This window comes from Microbacterium sp. CPCC 204701 (assembly GCF_004010105.1).
Taxonomy (GTDB): Bacteria; Actinomycetota; Actinomycetes; order Actinomycetales; family Microbacteriaceae; genus Microbacterium.
This window is the reverse complement of record NZ_RRYE01000341.1, coordinates 1-3,170: the sequence shown is the minus strand read 5'-3', so window position 1 is coordinate 3,170 and position 3,170 is coordinate 1. Positions and strand designations below refer to the sequence as shown.

Sequence of the window (3,170 nt, the reverse complement as noted above, 5' to 3'; positions counted from 1 at the left end):
CGCGGTCGATCGCGAGCCCCAGCCGGTCGCGGAGCGCCGTCGCCGTCTGCCGCGACGGTGTCAGCACCAGGATCGTGTCGGGATCCAGTCCCGCCTCGACGAGGGCGGCGACCCGCGCGACGAGCGTCGCGGTCTTTCCCGAACCGGGCGCCCCGACGACGACTCCCGATGCCTCGGCCGGGAGCCCGACGACGGCCCTCTGCGCGGCATCCGGCGAGTACGTCGAGGCTCGGTCCGGAGCCAGTCCCGCGTCAGCCAGCATGCACTCGAAGGTAGCGCGCGGGGACGACATCGGCGTCCACCCGGCCGCGGCGGCGCGTTCGCCCAGAGCGTTCCTGCCGGCGCGCGCAGACGGGCGGCGGCCCCGGTGGGGTGTCGTAGAGTTGCCATGCGCCCGGGGAGCCCTCAGCCTTTCGGCACACACACCGTCGCCCCGCGCAGGAGGTCAGTCACGTGGAGATCCGCATCGGCATCGCGAACACCGGACGCGAGCTCAACTTCGAGACGAACGAGCCGGCAGCCGACGTCAAGAAGTCCATCGCCGCCGCACTCGACGCCGGTGCCACGCACGTCACCTTCGCAGACGCGAAGGGCAACTCCTACATCGTCCCCACCGCGGGACTGGCCTACATCGAGCTGGGCACCGAGGAGTCGCGCCGCGTGGGCTTCGTGGCCTGAGCCGACGACCATGCAGATCCTGCTCGCGTTCATCATCGGCGCCGTCATCGGCGTCGGCATCCACTTCCAGCTCCACCAGCGCCTGTCGCGCGGCGTGGTGCTCGCGCCCGTGATCGGCGCGGTGTCGGCCGGGCTCGCCTGGACGATCCTCACGTGGCTGGGCATCGGGGTCGACACCCCGTGGCCGTGGCTGGCCGCGCTCGTGGTCCCGATCGTCGTCACGTATCCGGCGATCCTCCTCACCTCGCGCCTCCGCCTGGCCCACGATGCTCGCGAGCGCGAGCGCCTCGGAATCGGCTGACCCCTCCGGCCACCGGCGGAACGCGCCGCGCGTCAGGCGGCGAGGCCCATCGCGTCCATGCGGCGCGAGTGCGCGGCCATCAGCTCGGTGAACACCGGCTCGACCTTCTCATGCGCCGTCCCCAGCGTCGTCGGACGCAGCGCGGCGCGCGCGATGAGGAGCGTGTCGCCCACGAGCCGCCGCCCCCACAGCGCGAGAAGCGACTTGAGCTCGAGATCGCCGGAGATGGCGAGCGCGATGAGGTCGACGATGGCCTGACGGTCGTCGTCGGCCTGGAGGATCTGCGCCACCCGGTCGCCGGTCTCGCCGTAGCTGGCCGAGAGCGCGAGGTAGAAGTCGTCGAGCATGCCGGCCGTGATGTGCACCGACAGCATGGTCTCCTGCGGTCGGACGCCGTGCGTCGCCGTGCGGAAGGCGTCGAGGGGCTCGCGGAACGGCGCCATGACGGCAGTCGGGTCGTCGCCGCGCTCGCGAATGAGCGCGACGAGCGCCTCGTGCTTGGTGAGCGCCGCGCCCGCGGCGCGCGAGACGGCCTCCTTCTCGGCGAGCTCGGGGGTCGTCTGGATGAGCTCGCTCAGTGTCTCGAAGAACCCAAGCTGGAGGTAGGCGGCCTGACCGAGGAACGTGTCGATGTCGGGCGCGAGCTCTTCGAAGTCGACGCGATTCGCGCCGTTCAACTCGTCGCGCGAGCGGAGCTGGAGCTTGCGCCCCCGCTCGCGCCGCTGCCAGAACCACCTCACCACGCTTGACAGCCTAAGGCGTCCGGTATCGTGGGACCCGGCCCCGGCGTCGGATCGGGGCGCCCGCGCCTGTGGCTGAGAGAAGGGCGTGGATCGCACTCCCGCCCGCGCAGGGGCATTCGTCACCGCGCCAGGGCACGGACCAGGCAGCATCTCACTGCCGGACAGGCTTACATCGTGACGACCTTCGCCGACCTCGGCGTCGATCAGGACATCGTCGACACGCTCTCCGCAAAGGGCATCATCGACGCGTTCCCCATCCAGGAGCAGACCATCCCCCTCGGCCTTCCCGGTCAGGACATCATCGGGCAGGCCAAGACCGGAACGGGCAAGACGTTCGGCTTCGGCATCCCCGTCGTCCAGCGCCTGGGCGCCGCTCCGGCACACGGCGTGAAGGCGCTCATCGTGGTGCCGACGCGCGAGCTCGCCGTGCAGGTATACGAAGACATGGACATGCTGACCTCGAACCGCTCGACGAGCGTGGTGGCCATCTACGGCGGCAAGGCGTACGAGGGGCAGATCGATCAGCTGAAGGCCGGCGCCCAGATCGTCGTCGGAACACCGGGCCGCCTCATCGACCTCAGCAACCAGCGCCTGCTGGATCTGTCGAACGCGACCGAGGTCGTGCTCGACGAAGCCGACAAGATGCTCGACCTCGGGTTCCTGCCCGACATCGAGAAGATCTTCTCGAAGCTGCCGGCCGTGCGCCACACGCAGCTGTTCTCGGCCACGATGCCCGGGCCGATCGTCGCCCTCGCGCGCCGGTTCATGTCGAACCCGATCCACATCCGCGCCAACGACCCCGACGAGGGCCTCACGCAGGCGAACATCCGCCACCTGGTCTACCGTGCGCATTCGCTCGACAAGGACGAGGTCATCGCGCGCATCCTGCAGTCCGACGGTCGCGGCAAGACGGTGATCTTCACGCGCACCAAGCGCGCGGCGCAGAAGCTCGTCGACGAGCTCAACGACCGCGGGTTCAACGCGGGCGCCGTCCACGGCGACATGAGCCAGGAGGCGCGCGAGCGTTCGATGGCCGGGTTCAAGGCCGGCAAGAAGGACGTGCTGATAGCGACGGACGTCGCGGCGCGCGGCATCGACGTGGACGACGTCACGCACGTGATCAACCACACGATCCCCGACGACGAGAAGGCCTACCTGCACCGCGCCGGCCGCACCGGACGCGCCGGCAAGACCGGCATCGCCGTGACGTTCGTGGACTGGGACGACCTCCACAAGTGGGCCCTCATCAACCGGGCTCTCGAGTTCGGCCAGCCCGAGCCCGTCGAGACGTACTCGTCGAGCCCCCACCTCTACACCGACCTGGACATCCCCGCGGGGACGAAGGGCCGCATCGCGACCGCGCCGAAGACCCAGGCGGTCCGCGTCCAGCCCGAGAGGGCGACGGATGCCGCGGCCGAGGCTGCGACAGCCGGCCCGGCGCGCAGCCG

General features: G+C 70.4%; 5 protein-coding genes. 3 read left to right on the top strand and 2 right to left on the bottom strand.

The features are described from left to right. Positions 1–262 (bottom strand): UvrD-helicase domain-containing protein (locus EIO58_RS15050; protein ID WP_240658908.1); only part of this gene is annotated, 262 nt, incomplete at its 3' end. A gap of 191 nt (positions 263–453) precedes the next feature. On the opposite strand from EIO58_RS15050, the gene EIO58_RS15045 reads away from it, so the two are divergent. Together EIO58_RS15045 and EIO58_RS15040 are read left to right on the top strand one after the other, a co-directional pair. Further along, complete coding sequence (locus tag EIO58_RS15045) at positions 454–678, top strand: DUF3107 domain-containing protein (protein WP_127820200.1); 225 nt, start codon at positions 454–456, stop codon at positions 676–678. A 10-nt stretch (positions 679–688) separates the two neighbouring features. Then, positions 689–979, top strand: a complete 291-nt coding sequence (locus EIO58_RS15040; RefSeq protein ID WP_127820199.1) for a hypothetical protein — start codon at positions 689–691, stop codon at positions 977–979. A 32-nt stretch (positions 980–1,011) separates the two neighbouring features. Here the strand turns inward: EIO58_RS15040 and EIO58_RS15035 are convergent, their stop codons facing one another. Then, a complete protein-coding gene (locus tag EIO58_RS15035) occupies positions 1,012–1,722 on the bottom strand; it encodes a ferritin-like fold-containing protein (RefSeq protein ID WP_127820198.1) in 711 nt (236 codons plus the stop codon). Positions 1,723–1,896: 174 nt separating this feature from the next. On the opposite strand from EIO58_RS15035, the gene EIO58_RS15030 reads away from it, so the two are divergent. Beyond that, a partial coding sequence (locus tag EIO58_RS15030; RefSeq protein ID WP_164861753.1) for a DEAD/DEAH box helicase occupies positions 1,897–3,170 on the top strand: 1,274 nt, incomplete at its 3' end.